The organism is Acinetobacter sp. X9 (genome assembly GCF_054889255.1).
In genome coordinates this window covers 3,422,964-3,444,689 of record NZ_CM142679.1, presented here as the reverse complement: position 1 = coordinate 3,444,689, position 21,726 = coordinate 3,422,964, and the positions used below count along the sequence as shown (strand labels likewise).

The 21,726-nt window shown below is 40.3% G+C and carries 15 protein-coding genes and 2 tRNA genes; 7 read left to right on the top strand and 10 right to left on the bottom strand.

The genetic code is table 11. From position 1 onward, the window contains the following. Nucleotides 1-10 precede the first annotated feature (10 nt). Nucleotides 11-472, bottom strand: a complete 462-nt coding sequence (locus ACYU0V_RS16390; protein ID WP_032005126.1) for a DMT family transporter — start codon at nucleotides 470-472, stop codon at nucleotides 11-13. A gap of 116 nt (nucleotides 473-588) precedes the next feature. Between ACYU0V_RS16390 and hemW the strand changes: the two genes are divergently transcribed. Beyond that, on the top strand, nucleotides 589-1,743 hold the full coding sequence (gene hemW / locus ACYU0V_RS16385) for a radical SAM family heme chaperone HemW (protein WP_461848271.1): 1,155 nt from the start codon (nucleotides 589-591) through the stop codon (nucleotides 1,741-1,743). A gap of 45 nt (nucleotides 1,744-1,788) precedes the next feature. Here hemW and ACYU0V_RS16380 read toward each other — a convergent pair whose 3' ends face one another. Next, the gene (locus tag ACYU0V_RS16380; RefSeq protein ID WP_461848270.1) at nucleotides 1,789-2,544 is read right to left on the bottom strand and encodes an SDR family oxidoreductase; all 756 of its coding nucleotides are present in this window, start codon (nucleotides 2,542-2,544) and stop codon (nucleotides 1,789-1,791) included. Between the two features lie 112 nt (nucleotides 2,545-2,656). Between ACYU0V_RS16380 and ACYU0V_RS16375 the strand changes: the two genes are divergently transcribed. Continuing rightward, nucleotides 2,657-3,553: a LysR family transcriptional regulator gene (locus ACYU0V_RS16375; protein ID WP_101664157.1), complete on the top strand. Its 897-nt coding sequence runs from the start codon at nucleotides 2,657-2,659 to the stop codon at nucleotides 3,551-3,553. Nucleotides 3,554-3,616: 63 nt separating this feature from the next. Here ACYU0V_RS16375 and ACYU0V_RS16370 read toward each other — a convergent pair. The 4 genes from ACYU0V_RS16370 to ACYU0V_RS16355 all read right to left on the bottom strand — a co-directional run bounded on the left by ACYU0V_RS16370 (nucleotide 3,617) and on the right by ACYU0V_RS16355 (nucleotide 9,267). Next, nucleotides 3,617-3,692: transfer RNA gene (locus ACYU0V_RS16370), tRNA-Lys, on the bottom strand. A 22-nt stretch (nucleotides 3,693-3,714) separates the two neighbouring features. Beyond that, nucleotides 3,715-3,790: transfer RNA gene (locus tag ACYU0V_RS16365), tRNA-Lys, on the bottom strand. A gap of 120 nt (nucleotides 3,791-3,910) precedes the next feature. After that, nucleotides 3,911-5,752 (bottom strand): long-chain-acyl-CoA synthetase, encoded by a 1,842-nt coding sequence (locus ACYU0V_RS16360; protein WP_461848269.1) that lies wholly within the window; start codon nucleotides 5,750-5,752, stop codon nucleotides 3,911-3,913. A gap of 191 nt (nucleotides 5,753-5,943) precedes the next feature. Further along, nucleotides 5,944-9,267, bottom strand: coding sequence for an Rne/Rng family ribonuclease (locus ACYU0V_RS16355; protein WP_461848267.1), 3,324 nt, complete (start codon nucleotides 9,265-9,267; stop codon nucleotides 5,944-5,946). Between the two features lie 721 nt (nucleotides 9,268-9,988). Here ACYU0V_RS16355 and ACYU0V_RS16350 point away from each other — a divergent pair. From ACYU0V_RS16350 to ACYU0V_RS16335, 4 genes are all read left to right on the top strand, one after another. Next, nucleotides 9,989-10,921 (top strand): RluA family pseudouridine synthase, encoded by a 933-nt coding sequence (locus tag ACYU0V_RS16350; RefSeq protein WP_461848265.1) that lies wholly within the window; start codon nucleotides 9,989-9,991, stop codon nucleotides 10,919-10,921. Further along, nucleotides 10,918-11,592 carry an HAD-IA family hydrolase gene (locus ACYU0V_RS16345; RefSeq protein WP_069141725.1) on the top strand — a complete coding sequence of 225 codons (675 nt, stop codon included), beginning with the start codon at nucleotides 10,918-10,920 and terminating at the stop codon, nucleotides 11,590-11,592. The genes ACYU0V_RS16350 and ACYU0V_RS16345 overlap by 4 nt, the downstream gene beginning before the upstream one ends. A 72-nt stretch (nucleotides 11,593-11,664) precedes the next feature. Continuing rightward, nucleotides 11,665-12,360 (top strand): helix-turn-helix transcriptional regulator, encoded by a 696-nt coding sequence (locus ACYU0V_RS16340; protein ID WP_461848263.1) that lies wholly within the window; start codon nucleotides 11,665-11,667, stop codon nucleotides 12,358-12,360. Nucleotides 12,361-12,409: 49 nt separating this feature from the next. Beyond that, nucleotides 12,410-13,015 (top strand): glutathione S-transferase family protein, encoded by a 606-nt coding sequence (locus tag ACYU0V_RS16335; RefSeq protein ID WP_086265076.1) that lies wholly within the window; start codon nucleotides 12,410-12,412, stop codon nucleotides 13,013-13,015. Nucleotides 13,016-13,076: 61 nt separating this feature from the next. Here the strand turns inward: ACYU0V_RS16335 and ACYU0V_RS16330 are convergent, their stop codons facing one another. Next, complete coding sequence (locus ACYU0V_RS16330) at nucleotides 13,077-13,754, bottom strand: DUF1345 domain-containing protein (RefSeq protein ID WP_461848261.1); 678 nt, start codon at nucleotides 13,752-13,754, stop codon at nucleotides 13,077-13,079. A gap of 263 nt (nucleotides 13,755-14,017) precedes the next feature. Then, on the bottom strand, nucleotides 14,018-14,923 hold the full coding sequence (hcaR, locus tag ACYU0V_RS16325) for a DNA-binding transcriptional regulator HcaR (RefSeq protein ID WP_461848260.1): 906 nt from the start codon (nucleotides 14,921-14,923) through the stop codon (nucleotides 14,018-14,020). Nucleotides 14,924-15,578: 655 nt separating this feature from the next. On the opposite strand from hcaR, the gene ACYU0V_RS16320 reads away from it, so the two are divergent. Further along, nucleotides 15,579-16,631, top strand: a complete 1,053-nt coding sequence (locus ACYU0V_RS16320; RefSeq protein ID WP_086265073.1) for an MBL fold metallo-hydrolase — start codon at nucleotides 15,579-15,581, stop codon at nucleotides 16,629-16,631. A 65-nt stretch (nucleotides 16,632-16,696) separates the two neighbouring features. Here ACYU0V_RS16320 and katG read toward each other — a convergent pair whose 3' ends face one another. Further along, a complete protein-coding gene (gene katG, locus ACYU0V_RS16315; protein ID WP_199113708.1) occupies nucleotides 16,697-18,853 on the bottom strand; it encodes a catalase/peroxidase HPI in 2,157 nt (718 codons plus the stop codon). Between the two features lie 525 nt (nucleotides 18,854-19,378). Then, the gene (ptsP, locus tag ACYU0V_RS16310) at nucleotides 19,379-21,673 is read right to left on the bottom strand and encodes a phosphoenolpyruvate--protein phosphotransferase (RefSeq protein WP_304594942.1); all 2,295 of its coding nucleotides are present in this window, start codon (nucleotides 21,671-21,673) and stop codon (nucleotides 19,379-19,381) included. Between the last annotated feature and the right edge of the window lie 53 nt (nucleotides 21,674-21,726).

Below are 21,726 nucleotides of genomic sequence, written 5' to 3'. Positions count from 1 at the left end.
AAAAATGAAGCTAACGTTGTAAAGTGAGTAACACACCAACAAAGATGATCACGCCACCAAGAAACCGTTGCCATGTAACAGGTGTCTTTTCTGTACCTAACCAGCCAAAATGGTCAAGCAACATTGAAATGACCAATTGCCCAAAAACGACTAGCCCTGTAAAGGTTAAAAAACCAAGTTTAGGTGCAGTATAAATGCTCATGCTGATTGCATAAACCCCAAGAAATCCTCCCGTCCAAAGAAGCCATGGAATATTTGATATTTCACTTAAAGTGGGCTTCTCGGCACTTTGAAAGAAAACCATAATGGCTAAAACAATTGTACCTATGAAAAATGATAATAAAGCTGCCTGCAAGGGTGAGTGTAGTTGCTCGCGCAGTTGAGCATTGATTGCAGTCTGAAAAGCCATGGCAACACCGATTCCCATAGCTAGAGGTAAGATCAGGAAAAGTTGACTAGAGAATTTCATCATTTTTATCAATATTTAAGTATGTTTAAAAACAGTCTAAAGCAATTAAGGTATGTTTTCATAAGCCCATTGATGCAGTCATGTTAAAATAGAAATATTGTGTAAATTGGACCTGCTCCTTGGCCGTATTAAATCCTGCTTCTGTTCCTTTATCTTTATATATCCATATGCCTTGGTGCGTGCGTAAATGTCCATATTGTGACTTTAACTCGCATGCCGTACCAGATGGAGCGCTTTCGGCAGAACTCGAGCAAACCTATTTAAAAGCATTAGTGACCGACTTTGAAACTCAAGTTGAGATGGCTCAGGGACGTTCAATTCATAGTGTATTTATTGGTGGCGGAACGCCTTCACTTATTTCTGCTAAAGGCTATGCGTGGCTGTTTGAACAGCTTAAGTCATTGCTCAAATTTGAAGATGGCTGTGAAATCACCCTAGAGGCAAATCCCGGAACACTAGAACATGACCCGTTTGCAGGCTATTTAGACGCAGGTATTAACCGTTTATCGATTGGTGTGCAGACTTTTAATACAGAGCACTTGCAAAAACTGGGGCGTATTCATTCAGCCAACAATGCTATGGATGCAATTGAGCAGGCACGACAAGCAGGCTTTAAGCGAGTTAATGTCGATTTAATGCATGGCCTACCTGAGCAAACCCTAGGACAAGCGCTTTATGATTTAAAGGTCGCTGTAGAGCATGGCGCGACACATATCAGTTGGTATCAACTTACTATTGAGCCAAATACCGTATTTTTCCGAACTCAGCCTATTTTACCTCAAGATGAAGTGTTAGAAGATATTCAAGAGCAAGGCGAAGCATATTTAAAAGCAAATGGCTTTGTAAACTATGAAGTGTCGGCTTGGCGTAAAGAACAACCTTCAGCCCATAATTTAAATTACTGGGAATTTGGTGATTACCTTGCAATTGGTGCAGGGGCACATGGCAAAGTGACACAACCAGATGGGGTGTACCGTTTCCAAAAAACTCGTTTGCCAAAAGACTATTTGGCTAAGGTTCCAGCCGAACATTTGCAAATGAAAAAGATTGAGGCTGAAGAGATACCTTTTGAGTTCATGATGAATGCTTTACGTCTAAATGATGGTGTAAAAGCTGAGTTATATGAGCAGCGCACAGGCTTAAGCTTAGATCATTTAAATGAGGTACTCACTTCACTACGAGCTAGAAAGCTACTGGTAGAGGATAGTTCTCGTTTGGCTTGTACAGAGCAGGGGCATATTTTCTTGAACTCAGTACTAGAAGAGTTCTTGTGATAAAGCAAAGTCAAAGCCGCATTATCAAATGCGGCTTTTTTGATTTTAGCGAGTGGTGTAGCCACCATTTGCAAAAATTGTTTGACCGGTAATCCACCAACCATCGGTCACTAAAAATCGAACTAGAGGTTCAATATCTTCAATTTTGGTAAGCCCACCTAAAGCTGAGGCTGATTTGTGGTAAGCCACTGCCTCGGCAGATTCCTGACCATAAAAGAAAGGTGTATCCATTGGGCCTGGTGCAACCGCAGTCACGGAAATCTGGCGATCACCAAATTCTTTTGATGCAGCACGTGTGTAATGCTCAACAGGTGCTTTTAAACCTTCATAGGTTGAATAGAGTCCAGTGTAGGCTGCAAGAAGAGAAGTCACGATTGAACAAATCTTGCCGCCGTCATTTAAATGACGACCTGCCGATTGAATAAAGAAATAGGCAATTTTTGAGTTGATATCGCTCATGCTATCAAACTCTTGTTCTGTGGTATCTAAAAAAGATTTCTTTAAAACCTTTCCAACTGTATTGATCGCAATATTAATTCCACCAAAATGCTGTTTAGTATCTAAGAACAGCTTTTCGATATTATCAATATCCGTTAGGTCTGCCTGAATTAAAACGGCATCTACACCGAATGCTCTTACATCTGCGAGCGTCTGTTCAGCATCTGCTTGAGTTTCAGCGCTATTGTAGTGAATCGCGATTCTTGCGCCTTGTTCTGCAAATTTACGGCTAATCAGTCCACCTAAGTTTTTTGCGCCGCCTGTAATCAATACAACTTTATCTTTAAGAGTATGAGCTGCCATGATGGTTGTTCCTATGATGACTTGTTTTAATGTTTTTTTAGTCTAGATTGGCGATAATTTTTGATCAATTATGCTAGTTTGGTTTAACTATTCAAAAAATACGAACAATTAAATGGATCGGTTGCAGCAATTTTTTATTTTTACAGAAGTCGCTAAGCGACAAAGCTTTAGTGAAGTGGCAAATCAGCTTGATTTACCTCGCTCGACAGTAACGAGCGCAATTCAACAGCTGGAAACTCACTATGGAGTACGCTTATTTCATCGAACTACACGCAAAGTAAGCCTCACTCAAGATGGACAACGAATATTACCTGAGTGTCAAAATCTATTATTTGATTATGAACAGCTCGAACAGCTTATACAGGCACAAAAGCAGCATTATCGTGGCACGCTAAAAATTTCAATGCCCAGCCGAATCGTGCATCAAGTGATTATTCCTGAACTTCCCGATTTTTATAGTCGCTATCCAGATATCCATTTACAACTTCATAGCTCTGATGACATTACTGATTTAATCGAGAAAGGAATTGATTGTGTTGTTCGGGTGGGGCAGCTAGATAATAGTAGTTTAATCGCGAAATTTGTTGGTAACTTGATTATGGTGAACTGTGCAAGTGCTGACTATTTAGAACAGTACGGTATTCTTGAACAATTAGAAGATCTATCTCAACACAAACTTATTAACTATGCGGGAGCAGTAGGAGAAAAACAGGGCGTATTTTTATATCAAGATGGAGCTGTGATGATGGATAGTGCTTTAAGCGTAAATAATACGGAAGCCTATATTGCAGCAGCTAGTGCAGGTTTAGGAATTATTCAACTTCCATACTACGATGTTCAGGATAAAATCGAGCAGGGAACTTTAGTTGAAGTACTAAGTGCCTATACCGCTCAATCACTTCCACTTAATATTTTATATCCGAATAGAAGTTATATTCCTAAACGTTTGGAAATCTTTATGGAATGGACTAGGGATGTTCTATATAAGAAGTGCATCGTCATCTTTTAGTCATAAAACTAAAATAAGATAACAATAAAAAAAGCCTCTCGCAGTTAGAGGCTTTTTAGAATTTGGTGGGTCGTCCGCGACTCGAACGCGGGACCAACGGATTAAAAGTCCGCTGCTCTACCAACTGAGCTAACGACCCAAATAGGTTCAAAACAGATAAGTGGTGGGTCGTCCGCGACTCGAACGCGGGACCAACGGATTAAAAGTCCGCTGCTCTACCAACTGAGCTAACGACCCGTATCGTTTTGATGTCGCGTATTTTAGCAAGTTATTCAACTAACACAAGAGGAAATTTAAAAACATTTGCATGATTGCCTATAAAAAGCACGATTTCCTCTTGTTTAGCTAAAAAATGAACTAAAAACGGTATTTATATGCCTGAATGTTGTCAAAAATTTCAGTTGTGATGTCACAGTAACTGCTTGCACCAGGCAATAAAGCGAGTAAACGTTCAGAAGTTTTGCTTGGATTAAACGCATCTTCCTTCAATTTATTCTTTTGGTACTTAAAAGTACCTGTGGTTTCAACTTTAGCTTGTATACGTAAAAACACTGGTACCGCATAAGCAGGTAAGCATTTTTTAAATACAGTCACCATTTCTGTTAAGTCAGTGTCATTTAACTCGGCACCATCAGCAAGTGTGATTGCTGCCATACCTGCACGACCATTGGTATTTGGAATTTCTACACCGTAAACCACAGCTTCAGCGATCTTGTCATATTCACACACCATGTTTTCAACTTCGGTGGTAGATACATTTTCGCCTTTCCAGCGGAAGGTATCACCTAAGCGGTCAACAAACTGGGCATGACGGAAACCAATATTACGGACAAGATCACCTGTGTTGAAATATGAGTCACCCTTTTTGAAGACATCTTGCATAATCACAGATTTGTTCTTTTCTGGGTCGGTATAGCCGTCAAATGGAGAGCGACTGGTAATTTTACCTACCAATAAACCGACTTCACCCGCTTTAACTTTTTTACACCAGCCATTTTTATCGCGTATCGGTTCGTTTTTCTCTTTATCAAACTCAATAATTGCGTATGGTGTAGGGGAGAAGCCTACTGTGTTGTCAAAGTTGAAAATATTACTAAAGCCAACGTTACCTTCACTTGAGGCATAAAGCTCAAGAACTTCTTGAACGCCAAAACGTTGTTTGAATTTATCCCAGATGTTTGGACGCATGCCGTTACCAATCATTTTGGTTACACGGTGAGCACGGTCAAGCTCTGTAGTCGGAGCATCCATCAAGTAACGGCAAAGTTCACCTACATAACCGATTGCAGACGCATTAAACTTCTGAACATCTTTCCAGAATGCACTGGTTGAATATTTACGTCGGATGGCAAGGGTAGCGCTTCCTGCAATCACACCACACCAGCAAACAACTACGCCTGTTGCATGATATAGCGGCAAAGTGACATACATCACATCATCTGGGCCAAGGTTTAAAATGTGGCCGTAAGTACCATAGGCCAGTGTCCAGCGACTATGTTTAAAAATAACTGCTTTTGGTAAGCCTGTTGTTCCCGAAGTATAAATATAAAACAGACCATCATTTCCATGAACAGAATGTGTGGTCGATGGATTGAATTTCGGGAATTGATCAATTTCTATTGCAAGATTGGCATAACCTTGAGGTGCTGTTCCGGCATCTTGATGAGTAGCCTGATCTGCAAACCAGTGGAAACGGTCTTTAGGAACATTTAAGTCTTGACGAATTTCATCGATTGCAGCACGGACTTCTTCGCCCGCAATGACTGCAATTGGTTTTACAAGATTGATACTATGAGCGAGGACTTTACCGACTTGAGATGTATTCACAAGCGCAATCGTTACCCCAATTTTAGCTAAGCCCACAATAGTGGCAATAAGCTCAGAACGGTTCTCAACCATTACGGCAATCACATCACCTTTACGTGCGCCGAGAGATAAATAATAGTGAGAAATCTGGTTAGCCCATTCATTTAAAGCTTCGTATGAGTAACTTTGATCTTCAAATAATAAAGCAATACCTTTCGGATTCCGCTTAACAGCTTTCTCAAAAGCTACACCTAATCCAGTTGGTGTATTTGCTGTTCTTAAATAAGCCTGTTTAAGACCATTCAGGATATGGGGTACTTTGGGAATGAAGCTAGGAAGTCTGGTGGCAACATCCCCAAGCGTAATGATATCGGTCTGTGTTGTCTGGCTCATATCAATCCTATTTATTTTTCGATCAATCCAAAAAAGGTTGCGTTGGCAAAAGTACAGTATTTTTCATGGTTCACCATGCTTTTAAAACTTTTCTTCTAGTGCAATCAACCTAATTGGCTAAAAATAACAAAAAAAACCTAGTCATCGAAATGACTAGGTTTGTTTAAATTAGCTGCAATTGAGCAAATGATTTACTCAGCTACAGGATTTGCTTTCTTTGGTGGACGACCGCGAGGGCGACGAGGACGACTTGGTTTGTCCTTATCCGCTTTAGAATCTTCTGATTCACTCTCGGCAGGGGCTTCAGTTGGCTCTACAGCTTGTTCTGTAGCTGCTTTGGCTTTTGCAGCTGCTTTTGGCTGTTTTGCAACCGGAGCTTCTACTACAGGTTCAGCTGGTGTCTCTTCTACATTAGCTACTACTTCAACTTGCTGATCAAGCTCAAGCGGTTGTTGTTTTGATTCAACAGGTGCTTGTGTTTCAGCAGTAGGAGCAACAACGGCTTCTTCTACAGTCTCAGCTACAGGGGCAGCTTCTTCTGGTGCAGAATGTTGTTGTTTAACTTGCTCAAAAGCTTGTTCAGCTGCAAGTTTCGCTAAACGACGGCGTTCACGCGGATCATTAGCAACACGTGGTGTCGCTTCTTTCGGTGGCGTCAACGGAAGTACTGGCGCAGGTTCTGCTTCTTGTGAAGGCTTATTACTTGGAAGCTCAGCATCACGAGTAACAGGCTTTTTGTCTTCAGCTTCAGCTGCGACTTCAGTCACTAGCGTACTTGCGTATTGCTCTGCAAATTTCTGCAATGCACGATTGAATGTTGGAACTAAACCAAACTGTTCAATCAGTACTGTGCAGTCTTCACCGTAAATATGACGGATCAAGCTGCCAATTGTATATTGCGCCAACGTTGGAATTTGCGATGGGGCAATTGATGGTGCAGCAGCTTTAGCACGTTTTGCATTGCGTTGTTCACGGCGACGCATACGAGGATCATTACTTGCACGTTGAACTTGCGGTTGAGTTTTCTCAGCTTTTGGTTGAGGAGCTTCTGCTTCAGCAGTTACTGTCTCTTCCACTGCCACAACTGGTGCTGGAGCTGGTTCTTGAGTAGCTTCAACAACAGGTGCTTTTTCAGTACGTTCAACAGGTTGCTCAGGCGTTAAAGCAATAATTTCGCTTTGTGCTTGATCAACATTGATGACTAAGGCTGTATTCATGACTTCATGCTGTGGAGCATCAATCAAATCAACCTTAACTTGTTTTTCATCAACAACTGCTGGTGCCGGCGTATTTTGATTTTCATTTAATACGCTTGGATCGCGGTGGCGATTCGGGCGGTTTGGACGTTGTTGATTATTACGGTCACGACGTGGTACAGCATGTTCAGCTTGTTGCCCATCATTTTGATGTTGCGCATGCGGCTGATCTTGCTGTTGACGCTTTTGTTGACGTTTTAATTCACGTTGCTCTTGACGTGATAACTGTACAACCTCTTCATGAACCTGTTGTTGCTGTGGTTCTTGATTGTGGTGGTGCTGATGTTGTTCACGTTGCTCTTTGTGCTTACGTTTTTTGTTGTTTGGACGTTGCTGTTGTACTTTATCGTCTTTTTCAACATTCTCACGTGCTTCCTGCTTAACAGGAGATTGAGAAATATAAGCATTGTTAGATGGAGCCGAAGTAACTTCAGCAACTGCTGGTGCTACAACTTGTCCAAACTGCCCACGGCTAACAGCGCCAGTATTCACCATTTGTTCAATTGCGGCAGCAGCATTTTGTGCTGAGCGAGATTGATCAACTGTTTGAGCTTGTTTTTGAACAAAAAGGTTTTCTAACCATGCACAAGGGCTTGCTGCTTTTTGAGCGCTTGCCTGAGCAGCAGGTTGAGCCGCTTGATTTGCTTTCTTTTGATTAGCTGCGTTATTGGCAGCAGGAGTAGCATGAGTATGGCCATGATCAGCTTCTTCTAAATGCCATTCAGAAGATTCATAACCTAACTCTTTTTCACTTGAACGAGTTGCTTCAGTACGTTCGTAGCTAGATGGTGCAAATCCATCTGGATTGTACTGAATTTCGTAGTGAGGGGTTTCTAAGTGCGGGTGAGGCAAAACAGTTACACGAACACTAGAAGTTTGTTCTAAATAAACAAGACTATGACGTTTTTCATTGAGTAAGAATGCTGCAATTTCAACAGGTACTTCTACCTGTACTTCACCATGACGTTCACGAAGCGCGATCTCTTCTACTTTACGCATAATAGAAAGCGAAAGTGAGCGTAAGTCACGAACCATGCCTGTACCATGACAGCGTGGGCACACATAACCTGTTGCTTCTTCAAGAGATGGACGTAAGCGTTGACGGCTCATTTCCATTAAGCCAAAACGAGAAAGTTGGCCAAACTGAATACGTGCGCGATCGCTTTGAGTCGCTTCACGAAGTTTTGCTTCAACCATACGTTGGTTGCGCTCTTTAGTCATATCGATGAAGTCGATTACAACTAAACCACCAATGTCACGAAGACGAAGTTGGCGAGCAATTTCTTCTGCTGCTTCTAAGTTAGTATTCAGCGCAGTTTCTTCAACGTCATGTCCACGAGTCGATTTCGCAGAGTTAATATCGATTGAAACTAAAGCTTCAGTCTGGTCAATCACAATTGAACCGCCAGAAGGAAGTTTTACTTCACGTTCATAAGCAGTTTGAATTTGACTTTCAATACCAAAATGAGCAAACAATGGCTCGTTTAAAGTATAAGTTTTAAGTTTGTCTAATTGACGTGGCATCACTGCTTTGACAAAGTTATAAGCTTCGTTATAAGCCTGTTCGCTATCAATTAAAATTTCTGCAACATCATCACGTAAATAATCGCGGATAGCACGAGTAACAACACCAGCTTCTTGATGAACTAGCATTGGAGAAGGGCCAGAGCTCGCTGTGCCTTGGATTTGTGCCCAAAGGTCAAGCAAATGCTGTAAGTCTAACTGTAATTCTTCTTGGGTACGGCCAATACCAGCGGTACGTACAATAACGCTCATACCACGTGGTAAATTTAAAGAAGCTAGAATTTCTTTTAATTCTTCACGTACAGAACCTGAAATTTGACGACTAATACCGCCGCCTTTCGGGTTGTTTGGCATAAGAACCAAATAACGTCCTGCAAGTGAAATAAAGGTAGAAAGGGCTGCACCTTTATTGCCACGTTCTTCTTTTTCGACTTGAACAAGTAATTCAGTACCTTCAGTGATAAGTTCACGAATGTTTGAAGTTTGTCGTGGGTCTGCTTGGAAATAACTGTTAGCAATTTCGCGCATAGACAAGAAGCCTTGACGGCCTGCGCCGTATTCAACAAAAACAGCTTCTAAAGATGGTTCTACGCGGGTTACATGGCCTTTATAGATATTGGATTTTTTCTGTTCTCGGGTACGATTCTCTAAATCAAAATCGTAAAGACGATTACCAGTGATAAGTGCAACGCGGACTTCTTCTGCGTGAGTTGCATTAATCAACATACGTTTCATGGGTGTGACACCTAATAGTGACCCACACAAACATATCGCACAAACTTAAAGGTTCTGAACGAACATCGAACATGACGGATCATTTCCCAGATCTCAAAATATTTGTGGTCTGAGTCATCTGTTACCGGCTACATTTAGCCTTAGCTTCGATTCTCGTCTGTGATGTAGGCAATACTGCTTCAACCTTTAAATCGGACTTCCTTAGTGCTTCACTGGCGGGTGAGCGGTGCATTGGTTAATGACTTTCACTGTCATTGGGCGCGAAGTGACTTCTTTTTGGAAGTTTGATACGGAATGCTCATCGTATCGGTGCTTTCGGCAGTTCCAATGCATCAACGCTTTAGCCTGAAGGCAACATTAAGGAGCGATTTGTCTGATGTGTATCAGTTTACGTTCCATAACCAACTAGAGTTGGTAACATATTTTTTTGAACAAACTGAATTAAACGCAACAGTTTGTCATTTTGCCGATATAATAAGCCTTCGGCGTCGGCATAATTCTTTAGGACCAATCCGAGCTGGTGATGAAAGCATCATTTTGATTGAGGTTTCAATCAGGGAAATTCCCTATTAGATGTTCACTTACGGCGGTATCCGTGCGCTGACTATATCAAACCTTGCAGCATCTGCCTATGGGCTAAGCTTAGATTTCTTGTGAAAAAACTAAGCTAATCGGTCATTTATTAATCAAATTTAGCAAAATTTCAGGTTTAAATATTAGTATGAATTCTACACAGCAATGGCAAAGTGTCACTTGGTTTGAGGTGGATGAACATCAAGCAGGACAGCGAATTGATAATTTCCTGTTTTCGCGTTTAAAGGGTGTACCTAAGAGTCGTATTTATCGTTTGATTCGTGAAGGTCAGGTTCGAGTAAACAAAAAACGTATTAAAGCTGAGACCAAATTAGAGATTGGAGATCAGATTCGTGTTGCACCTATTCGCTATGAACAAAAGGATGAAACCGCTGCTCCTGTGAGTGATAGTGTAGCACAGAGCCTACTCAGCCGTGTGGTCTATGAAGATGAAGGACTGTTAGTCATCAATAAACCATCAGGTATTGCTGTACATGGCGGTAGTGGTGTGGCGTATGGTTTGATTGAGGCTTTACGCGCCGCGACAGGTAAAAAATATTTAGAACTAATTCACCGCATCGACCGTGACACCTCTGGGCTGGTCATGATTAGCAAGAAACGTAGTACTTTAAAGCTGCTACAAGATATGTTGCGTGAGCACAAAATTCGTAAGACTTATGCGGCAATTGTAAAAGGTCAGGTGAGTCTCGATAAACAACTCATTGATGCTCCTTTATTTCGTTATGAGTTAGCCAATGGCGAGCGTCGTGTACGTGTGTCTAAAGAAGGTAAACCGAGTAAAACCGAATGGGTGGTTGCAGAGCGTTTTAAAAATGCCACTTTAGTTCATGCATCACCTTTATCAGGCCGTACTCATCAAATTCGTGTACATGGTTTAAGTATTGGACATCCGTTGTTGGGTGATGATAAATATGGACATACCACTGAGTACGCAGGTCCGCAGGCACGACGTTTATGTTTACACGCGATGCGTTTAGATATTCCGGGTTATCCACCGATTGAAGCGCCGTTACCAGAAGACATGACCCAGTTATTAAAGGCTTTGAGAGTAGGAAAATGAGTCTGAAAACCGAATTAGTAATTTTTGACTGGGATGGAACTTTATATAACTCTGTTGGTCAGATTGTTGCGAGCTTACAACATGCAGCAGAGCAACATGAATTGCCTCTAAGCGATGAAGCCGCAAAAAGTATTATTGGGTTAGGCTTGCCTGAGGTTATGCAGACATTATTTCCAGAGGCGCCAGAATTGCATGACTCGATCTTAAAAGCATATGGCGATCACTATATCGCGAACTCGACTAGTGATGCATGGTTTGAGGGTATTTCTGAACTACTCCATGATTTAAAAGCCCAAGGTTTAAAACTTGCCGTAGCGACGGGTAAAAACCGTCGAGGGTTAGACCGTGTAATCGCAAAAACACAGAGTACTCATCTTTTTGATGTAACTCGGGCTGCCAACGAGACGCGTTCAAAACCAGACCCGCTCATGTTGCAAGAAATATTAACAGTCACTGGGGTGAATGTTGAGCAAGCAGTCATGATTGGTGATAGTAGCTATGACCTTGAGATGGCACAGCGTTTAGGTATGCCACGTATTGGTGTCGGTTATGGCGTGCATTCCGTTGAAGTTCTGCAAAAGTTCCAACCTTTAACGATTGCTAAAGATGTACAAGAGCTTCACAGCTTTTTGAGAGGATACGCTCAATTATCTACTGTCGATGTAGCGTAGTTTAGAATGATAGAGAAGAGGGATTTATTCCCTCTTCTTTAAATTAAATAACAAAACAATAAGAAGAGAAAAATGAGCCGTTCAATTCGCCTATTAAATCTTTTACAACAACTCCGCGAAGCTCGTTATCCAGTTACTGCACAAGTCTTAGCTGAACGCCTAAACATTAGTGTTCGAAGTATCTATCGAGATATTGATAGCTTGCGTGAGCAAGGTGTAAGAATCGATGCCTCAGCAGGTCTGGGTTTTCAGCTCAAAGAAGATATTTTATTACCCCCAGTGATATTCAATGAAGACGAAGCTGAAGCTTTATTTTTAGCTTTAGAATGGTTGAAAGATGTTCCTGATCAGTCATTAAAATCTGCTGCAGTTTCAATTTATTCAAAACTTTATGCGGTTTTGCCTAAACATCGAAAACATCTACTCGATGATATGACCTTGGGTGTTGCACATTATTGGCATCCAGTTGATGCGGCTCTGGTGGAGCAGGTGCGTATAGCCATTCGTAATCAAGTAAAAATAAAAATAGATTATTGCGATGAACAAAAACGGTTAAGTGAACGTTCACTTTGGCCTTTTGCTTTAGGATATTTAAACGACAAAGTAGTACTGGCTGCTTGGTGTGAATTGCGTCAGGCATTTCGCCACTTTCGAATAGATCGTATCCATCAGCTTCATATTAGCCAAGATATATATCCCGAATTTAAAAAGCTTCTGTTCCAAAAGTGGTGGAAACAGGAAATGCAAAAGGCTACTGACAAAAACTGACAAAAGTTATTTGTACACTAGGAACTACGATAAACAAGGAGCAATAAGAATGAGCCTTAAACTTTATACTAACAAAGAGTCACGTGGTGTTGTTATTGACTGGCTTTTGGTCGAGTTAGGTGTTGAATGTGAACGAATTGAAGTCGCATACAAGACCGAAATGAAATCACCTGAATATTTAAAAATTAATCCTTTTGGAAAAGTGCCGGTATTGGTAGATGGCGATGTCGTGATTTATGAGTTGGGTGCAATCTGTGCTTATTTGGCTGATAAGTTTTTTGAGAAAGGTTTGGCTCCTGCTTTAGATGATCCGAAACGTGGTTTGTACTATCGTTGGTTATTTGTGATGGCGGGTCCTTGGGAGGCTGCAGGTGTTGATAAAGCTTTAGGAATAGAAGTATCACCTGAGCAAAAGATGTTTGTTGGCTATGGCGATTACAATGATGCTTATCAAGCTTTAGTTCAAGGATTGAGTGAAGCAAATCCGTATGTATGTGGTGAGCAATTTACTGCAGCTGATGTAAGTGTTGGAGCAATGCTTTTATGGCAATTAAAAATGAAAACAATTGAATCACACCCAGCCATTGAACGTTATATTGATGCGATTAAACAGCGCGAAGGCTTAAAACAAAGTACGATGGGGCAACTGTTGTAAACTTAATATTCTTAAAAGCCATCCAAATGGGTGGCTTTTTTTATTTTCTAAATACGTCGCTTTAGTTAGTAAGAAAGCCAGCAGCAACGTTAATACAGATCGCCAAAATGGTGGTATTAAACCCAAAAGACAACACTGCGTGAAATAAGTTTAAAAGGCGCATATGCTTGGTGGTAATTGACACATCGGCAGTTTGCGCAGAAGTCCCAATAATATAACTAAAATATAGAAAGTCAGGATAAGTTGGTTGTTTTGTCCCTGGGAAATCTAATCCTCCATTTTCCTCATTTCTAGATAAGGCCATATAAAAATCATGGGCATAATGTAGAGCAAAAACGGTATGCATAAAAAGCCATGCAGAAACAATCGTCAGCAAAGCTAAGGCTACATGGCCTAACTTAGCAGAACTTTCTGAAGGAAGCTGTGACAGTTGAATCAGAATAGCAACCAGAGACATGGTTAAGGCTAGTAAAACAATCAGCATAATGACCCATTTGCTTTCATCTTGTTTTTTAGCTTGCTGTTGCATTTGTGAATGATCGGCACTTTTCATGAGTTGCCAAACATGGAGTAAATATATGCTAACCGAAGCATTCCAACTGACTAATAATATAGTTGACCATTTCCATGAAGTTAACCATGTCAAAATAATAGCGGTGACAATTCCTATAAATAAGGCGATAAAGAAATGAGGACGGTTTAGTACACTACGTCCAAGGTGTTGAAATAATCCAGTCATTTTTCTAATCTCCTTTATTACAGGGTAAATATATTATTTTTTATTAAATGGTGAAAATAATATCTGGTTTTATATGGATTTTATTGCGGTTTTTTTATTTATATCCATGAGATATTTAAAGTGCCTACTAGGGAACATAGAACAATATTGTGAATTAAACTAGTTATGAAAAGTATAAATAAATATAAAGAATATTTATTTATACTTTTTTATATAGATAATCTTATTAATCATGTGTTTAATAATAAAATCATTTTTGATAATTAAGCGTGGCTTAAGTTTTTGTCTAAATGAAATACTTTGGTGAGCTGGTCAATGAATTTTTGAACGCCTAAAGACTGTGAGTTTCTACGGTAATTTACGAATAAATCAATCGTTGGTAAGTCGACATCAAGTGGGCGAACAATTGTATTTTTGATTCCTAATGGAGCCACGTAGGCAGGTAAAATTGTACACCCTAAGCCAGAGCCAAGAGAGTTAATATTAAACAGCATGCTGTCTGCTTTTTGAACAATATTCAGTTCGATATTATGAGTTCTAGCGAAGTCTAAAATAGTATTATGTAATGTTTGTGATTGCTCAGCAGCTGGAATAATGAAATCAATTCCTTGTAAGGCATGAACAGGAATTCGATCATACTGAGCAAGTGGGTGGCTCTTAGGAAGTAGGAAAATCAAGGGCTCAGTCAAAACAAATTGACTTTGAATTTCATCATTATTTGTATTTTCACGGGTAAATGTAATGTCCAGCTCTCCTTTTTTTAAGGCTTTAAGCTGTTCGGTATTATTCAGATTAGATAACTCAATGGTGAGGTCGGGATGTTGTATTCGAAGATTGGGAAGAACGTAAGGAAAAATCTTCATTTCTGCAATGGGCACGAAACCGATACGTAACAATTGCTGTTTAGCTTTAGAAACCTGTCGTGCCATAGCGACCGCTTTTTCAGCTTGAGCAAGAGTGAGCCGAGCATGTTCTAAAAATACTTCTCCCTCTTCTGTTAACTCAACTTTACGTTTTGTACGATTTAAAAGGCGTACGCCAACATCTTCTTCTAAATCTTTAATTTGTTGGCTAAGAGAAGGTTGTGCAGTAAAAAGTTTAAGAGCGGCTTTACTAAAATTTAATTCTTCAGCAACGGTAATGAAATATCGGAGATGGCGTAGTTCCATAAGACTAATCCAAAAAATGTCTTACTATGATTTAAGTGAAGTATAAAGCATAAATAGATATAGCGTGAAGGTGATTTAGGTATTTATAAAATAAATGGAATTTTAATTTTCATTAGATAATTAATATAGGAATATAAGTTTAAATAATTCATAAATTATATTAATTATTCAATCATGAATACAATTTTTTTACTTAATCAAAGAAAAAATTAAACGTTTTAAATATTCATACAATTAATTCTCATATTATGCAAAAATAAAGAATAATAAATTAAAATTATGAAATATGTTTCATTGGGAATTCACTGGCTGTAAGTGTTGCTAAATATTTTGTGCTATAGGTTGTCAAAATATTTTAAATTGGAAAATTGTGGACTATGAAAGTAAAACAGAGCAGATCTATGATGACTTTAGGTGATTTATACTGTTATGTTGTACAAGATATCTTAATAAGAATAGTAATTATCGAAGCATAAACCCAACACATCTATGTGTTTTTTATGGCACTCTAGTTCAACTTATGTTGGCTATGACTACGATAAAAGGGATATTTATATGATAAATAAGTGTAAGTACCATAGCTTAATTTGTTTTAATCGTTAAGATAGAAACCTGAACACATCCATTCTGCTGCTGCTAAAACATAGAAAAGCCCATGAAAGACAAGCCGACATTAACATATCAATTGCCGACTCAGTCCTGTTGGACGCATACATGGATAAAACCTCCTTTTTATCATCCCGAGTCAGGGCGTGAATCAGATACGCGGTTTTATAACCAGCAGCCTAAATTACCAGCTAGAGGCTCAAAAGAGCTATTACGTTGGTTAGTTACACGTGAGTCTTTCACGTGGAAAGTGGATATTCAAAATGAATATGAAGCACGTGTTAATACGCCAATTGCTTTGCCTCAAAACCGGCCGCATGCAGACTTAGATGATTGGCAAGTTTGGTTTGTTGGGCATGCAACAGTATTAGTTCAGATCGGGCCTTATAACTTTATTACTGACCCAGTATGGTGTGATTATGCAAGTCCTTCACATGGACGTGGGCCACGCCGTGTGTGTCCAGCGGGTTTTGCTTTAGAACAATTGCCGACCATACATGGAGTTCTACTCAGCCATAATCATTATGATCATATGGATTTAGCTACACTTGAGTGGCTGCATAAAAAATTCGCTATGCCTATTTATACAGGCCTTGGAAATGGATTTTATCTACCTAAAGATTTTCATGTGATTGAAATGGATTGGTGGCAAGAAATTCCCTATCACGAATTAAGAATAATCTATACACCTGCACAGCATGGCTCAGGACGTGGTCTACGTGATCAAAATAAAGCACTCTGGGGAGGCTTTTCGGTTGTAGCTAAAACTGGTCATTGTTTCTTTGCTGGTGATACCGGTTATGCAGGCCATTTTAAGCAAATTCATGCACGTTATGGCGCACCGCGTGTTGCCTTGCTTCCAATCGGTGCTTATGAACCTCGTAAGTTAATGAGCTATGTTCATATGAATCCTCAAGATGCTGTTCATGCTCATTTAGATTTACAAGCTCATCGTTCTCTTGCAATTCATTATCGAACTTTTCAGTTAACTGATGAAGATCGAGAAGACCCGGAACATGCTTTAGCTCAAGCAATTAAAGCTTCATCAAAGCTTGCTAATCCCTTTTATTGCATTCGGGAAGGGCATAAATTGACTGTGTAAAACCTGGTTACTTTATATTAAAAAGCCAGTTCAAATTGAACTGGCTTTTATTATTTTGACTTTAATTAAGCTAAGTCAAAACGATCAAGATTCATCACTTTAGTCCATGCTGCGACAAAGTCTTGAACAAATTTTTCTTTACCATCTGCCTGAGCATAGACTTCGGCCAACGCACGTAAGATTGAGTTTGAACCGAAAACTAAATCATTACGTGTTGCGGTAAATTTTACTGTGCCGGTTTTACGGTCTTTGCCTTCAAAGACTTCGCTTGTTGAGTCAACAGGTGCCCATACAGTAGACATGTCGAGTAAATTCGTAAAGAAGTCAGTGCTGAGTACACCAACTTGCTGAGTGAATACGCCGTGTTGTGAGCCATCCCAGTTGGTGCCCAGTACACGTAAGCCACCAATCAATGCAGTTAACTCTGGTGCAGTCAAAGTCAGTTGTTGTGCTTTATCAATTAATAATGCTTCAGTTGTTGCGCTGACACCCTCTTTTTTCCAGTTTCTAAAACCATCGGCAAGGCCAAGGAGTAATTGGAAAGATTCGACATCAGTTTGACTTTGTAATGCATCAACACGACCAGGAGCAAATGGAACGCTAATATTGAAACCTGCCGCTTGAGCAGCTTGCTCTACACCAACGTTACCTGCAAGCACGATTAAATCAGCTAATGATAATTGAGTAGATGCTTTGAGTTCTTCAATTTTAGTTAAAGTCTCAACTGCTTTTTTATTTACGTCCCATTCACGTTGTGGTGATAAAGCAATACGTGCACCATTTGCACCGCCACGCTTGTCTCCACCACGGAACGTGGATGCCGAAGCCCAACCAAGGGAAACTAGCTCACCAGCAGATAGTCCTAATGCAACAATTTTTGCTTTTGCATCATCTATGCTAGCAGTAGACGGTATAGCGCTAGCAGCAGGTAATGGGTCTTGCCAAATTAAATCTTCAGCCGGAACCTCAGGACCTAAATAACGTGCTTTTGGACCCATATCACGGTGAGTTAACTTGAACCAAGCGCGAGCAAAAGCATTGGCAAAGGCTTGTGGATCGTTAAGGAAACGACGAGAGATCTTTTCAAACTCAGGATCAAAACGTAAGGTCAAATCTGTAGTAAGCATTGTTGGCTTACGTTTAACTGATGGGTCGAATGGATCTGGAATGATCGCCTCAGCATCTGCTGCCACCCATTGAATTGCCCCAGCAGGTGAACGCTCTTGTACCCATTCGTATTTGAATAGGTTTTCAAAGAAGTAGTTGCTCCATTGTGTTGGTGTTTGCGACCAAATTACTTCTAAACCTGAAGTTATTGCATCTTTACCCACACCAGTGCCAAAACTGTTTGACCAGCCAAAGCCCATTTGTTCAATTGATGCTCCCTCAGGATCAGCCTGAACATGGTCAGCAGAGGCAGCGCCGTGAGTTTTACCTAAAGTATGACCGCCTGCGATTAAGGCAACAATTTCTTCATCATCCATTGCCATATTGCCGAAAGTCGCGCGAATAAATGGTGCAGCTGATTTAGGGTCACCGCTGGCTTGTGGACCTTCAGGGTTTACATAAATTAGACCCATTTCGGTTGCAGCTAAATTGCTACCTTCCAGTGCTTCAGAGTTTCGATGAGCTAACCATTCTTTTTCATCGCCCCAGTTTACATCGTTGTCTGGTTCCCAAACATCTTCACGACCTGCACCAAAACCGAATGTGCGGAAACCTGAAGACTCAAGTGCGATATTTCCAGCAAGAATAAATAAATCTGCCCACGATATTTTTTGACCGTATTTTTGCTTAACTGGCCATAATAAACGGCGCGCTTTATCTAAGCTTGCATTGTCAGGCCAACTATTTAATGGCGCAAAACGTTGTTGACCACGACCAGCACCACCACGGCCATCACCCATACGATATGTACCGGCAGCATGCCATGCTAATCGAATAAATAAGCCTGTATAATTTCCCCAATCGGCTGGCCACCAATCTTGAGAATCGGTTAATACATTTTTGATATCAGCTTTGAGGGTGTAGTAGTCGAGTTTTTTAAATTCTTGACGGTAATTAAATTCTTTACCGAGTGGGTTAGAGCGTTCTGAATGTTGATTGAGTAGGTCGACGCGTAGTTGTTTTGGCCACCAGTGTAAACTAGGCGTGCCACCACCGACCGTTACTTCTGGTTTTGATTTATGGCCTGAAAAAGGGCATTTTGATTCGTCTGACATGGTTATATTCTCTCTGGGTAATAATTATTGAGCTCTTCGTAAAAATGTTAGGGCTCATTTTCCTGGACTTCTGGTTTAAAAACTCATGTTTACTAAATAAAGAAATGGGAGAACAAATGGTGAGAGAAACCGTTTAAAAGTCTTTTCACTGAGATGTCGGCCCATTATTTTTATTTAATAATGCATCAGATTCCTTTACTTGTTATTCCTCCAATTTACTGCATGAAGGTTAAAAAACAAGAGGAAAAATAAGATGAAACTTGTAAATAACGATGCATAGAATTACCTCTTCAATTGTTGGAACAACGTAAGATCTTTTAATAACGCTCTGTAAATATACTAGGAGTAGGAGTCTTATTTTTCAAATGGATTAAACTGTCAATATTGATTTAAAAAACCGATTATATGTTTATTTAAAAGATTAAGATGGCGGCAATAGTGAGATGAAATTTTTATATTTAGTTGTAGTAGACGCGATCTTAAATGAATAAAGGAGAGCATTACTCTCCTTTATTTTATTATATATTAAACATTTACGATTCGATTCGATTTCACCATATCAGCTAAACCGTGAGTTTTAAAATAGTACTCAAGCCAGCTTTTCACAATGAGTGGATTATTCATTTTCATAACATCATCAAGTAATTTTTGTGCATCTGTCATAGGGACATGACAAATTGCTTTTCGTACTCGCAAAATGTTACTCGAACTCATCGAAAGGGTATTAAAGCCCATCGCCATAAGTAAAATTGCCGATAATGGATCACCTGCCATTTCACCACAAATGCTGATTGGTTTTTTGTGATCATGGCATTCTTTAACCAATCGAGATAAAGCACGTAAAATGGATGGGTGGAAATGCGAGTAAACGTTTGCTACATGTGGATTATTACGATCAACCGCGAGTAAGTATTGGGTTAAGTCGTTTGAACCGACTGAGAAGAAATCGACGAGTTCAGCAAACTCATCAATTTGTAGCAATACGCTCGGCACCTCAACCATAATTCCAATTTTAGGCTTGGTAATTTTAACTTGCTCTTCTTCTTGCACCGCAATCCAGTCACGCTCAAGTAAATAAAGTACTTCTTCGACTTCACTTACTGTAGTCACCATAGGCAATAAAATATGCAAATTATTTAGACCAATACTAGCTTTGAGCATGGCGCGAATTTGAGACGAGAAAATCTCAGGATGGTCAAGCGTGAAACGAATACCACGCCACCCTAATGCCGAGTTTTCTTCTTCGATACTGAAATACGGTAAGTCTTTATCGGCACCAATATCGAGAGTTCGCATCACCACAGGTTTGTTGGCAAAGTGGCTCAACTGTTGACGATAGATTGCGCGTTGTTCCTCTTCACCTGGGAAACGTTCCCGTAACATGAATGGAATTTCGCTTCGGTATAGACCCACACCTTGCGCGCCACGTTGTACTCCGCGGACGACATCAATCATGAGACCCGTATTCACATAAAGCTGAACAGATACACCATCTGGCGTAATCGCTTCTTTGGTCTCGTATTGTTTGAGATCTTTTGCGATCTGTTCATCTTCTTTTTGAATTTCTTTATAACGTTGGCGTAAACGACGTGGAGGGTTTACAAAAACACGGCCTTGATAGGCATCCACAATCATTTCTGCATCATCAAGTGTGTTCACTGGCAGTTCAGTTACACCAACTACGGTTGGAATACCTAATGCACGAGCAACAATCACCATATGTGAGTTGGCTGCACCTTCGGATGTCACAATCGCTGCAATATTGTCTACTGGCAACTCAACGAGAGCCGCAGTACTAATTTCTTCACCAATTAAAATACTGTCTGGGCTCAGGTCACGATGGCTAGAGTCTTCTTCTTGCAAAGAGGCTAAAATACGTCGCCCTAAATCTTTAAGGTCGGAAACTCGTTCACGAAGATAGTCATCTTCCATCTGTGCAAATAGGGCAGTATGTTTTTCAATGACACGACGTACTGCACCTTGTGCCCAATGTCCATCACGAATGAGTTCTTTAATTTCTGCTGGCAATGCATTTTCATCTAGCATTCTTAAGAAAACACTAAATAAAGCGCGCTCTTCGGCCATGAGTGAATCATGCATTTTTTCATCCAGAGAACGAATCTCTGAACGTACTGATGAAATGGCTTGATCTAAAATTCGAAGTTCATCACTAATATCTTCTGCTTCACGATCAGGTACAGAACCCAAATCGGCAGGCGGATATAAAATAATAGCGCGACCTAAAGCAACACCGCCTGCACCTGAAGCGCCTTGAAAGGTTTTGTAGGCAGGTCCATTACTCGGCTTACGAAATACGTCAATATTACCCACTGCATGAGCATGAGCAATAACGCCAGAAAGCTGAGCACACAGCGTAACTAAAAAGGACTCGGCAGCTTCACTAAAATCTTGAGGAAGTTTGTTTTGGACAACCAAAACGCCCATAACCTTACGACGATACATGACCGGTACGCCGAGGAAAGAGTTATAAATTTCTTCGCCTGTTTCAGGTAAATACAAGAAACGCTCATGTTTTGGCGCATTGTCAAGGTTAACGATTTCTTCGCGTTGCCCGACCAGACCAACCAAGCCCTCACCGAGTTGCAAAGAAACATGGCCTACAGATTCTGGATTTAAGCCTTTAGAGGCCATTAATACATAACGCTGATTGCGTTCATCGAGTAAATAAATAGAGCAAACATCCACTTTCATGGCCTCAGCAACCTGATTAACCATGATGTCTAATGATTCATGCAAACTGACGGACGCATTAACCTCTTGGACAATGCGCCGTAGAGTGTCGAGTTGCATGTTTGACATGGATGTATACTCCAGTATTTTTTTAGACTATGAATGTATTTATAACAGCACTT